Annotated in this window: 1 protein-coding gene and 1 pseudogene; both read left to right on the top strand. The window is 41.6% G+C overall.

Features of this window, described 5'->3' with window-relative positions:
• Positions 1–140 precede the first annotated feature (140 nt).
• Positions 141–935, top strand: coding sequence for an ATP-binding protein (locus tag G5B12_RS16960; RefSeq protein ID WP_119244344.1), 795 nt, complete (start codon positions 141–143; stop codon positions 933–935).
• Between the two features lie 82 nt (positions 936–1,017).
• Positions 1,018–1,199: pseudogene (locus tag G5B12_RS16955) on the top strand (PcfB family protein); the annotation flags it as partial.

Here is a 1,199-nt window from a genome sequence, read left to right as displayed (position 1 = left end):
ATTGATCATCTTTCTGTTTATATGAAATCCAGTGGAAAAGAATATCAGAACCATTTTGCAACAATCTGTCTTTGGGCAGAACGGGATGGAGCCAGGGCAGGAATGGATAAATATGAATTTCAGGAAGGAGAAAGCCTGTGATGGAAAATAAAGTAACAGCAGATTATCTGGACAAAGAGGGATGTCTTCATTGTGGCATCTGTGGAAAAAGAAAACAGATGAAAGTCAGTCTGATGGGATTTGAGCATGTAGTATCCTGTTTGTGCGAATGCGAGGTGAAAGCCAGACAGGAACTGGATGAGAAGATGCAGCGGGAAGAAGCACAGCGGCTGCTTTATCAGAGAAAATCCGTCGGACTTCGGGAAAGAAGATTCTGGGAATGGAAATTTGAAAATGACAATGGAAGCAACCAGAAGACACTAATTGCCAGGCAGTATGTAGAAAACTGGACAGATATGAAGAGAAAAAATGTAGGATTGCTTTTGATGGGACCAGTTGGAACTGGGAAAAGTTTCTTTGCAGGCTGTATTGCAAATGCACTTTTGGAACAGGGAGAACGTGTCATGATGACGAATTTTTCCAGGATTTTAAATGAAATGACCAGCTATCAGGCAGATAAGAACCAGATTATACAAAATCTTGTGGATTATCCGCTGCTGATTATTGATGATTTAGGAATAGAACGAAATTCTGAGTTTGCTTTGGAGCAGGTCTATAATGTGATAGACAGCCGCTATTGTAAAATGCTTCCGCTGATCGTAACAACGAATCTGGGACTGAATGAAATGAAATCCACAGACTTGGATACTGCCCATCAGCGTATTTACAGTAGAATACTTGAAATGTGTGTTCCCATCTATTGTGGTGGAGAAGATAAGAGAAAAGAAGAAGGGACAGAAAAACTCGTACAGGTGCAGAACCTGATTACCGGTTAATCTGTCTTTTTTCATTAAAGGGGGTGGTTGCCATGATTACAGATCTGGACAGCAGTTGAATCGCTGAAAGGAGGGAAAAGTCATGCAGGAAGAGGTAACTCAGAAAACGGTCACGTTCTGTATTCGGGCTACTAAGATTACGGCAGACCTGTTGAAAAAGGTTCTTGTTGCGTATCTGCGTCATCAGAGGCAGAAATCAGTAGAGAAGAAAGCACAGAAAAATCAGCCGAAACAGGGAAAGGTCACGGTAAAAGAGCTGGCAAA

Origin of the sequence: Blautia sp. MSK.20.85, assembly GCF_013317245.1 — a bacterium.
Taxonomy (GTDB): Bacteria; Bacillota; Clostridia; order Lachnospirales; family Lachnospiraceae; genus Blautia_A.
The sequence above is the reverse complement of the archived record's forward strand: the minus strand, read 5'-3'. Positions and strand labels throughout refer to the sequence as shown.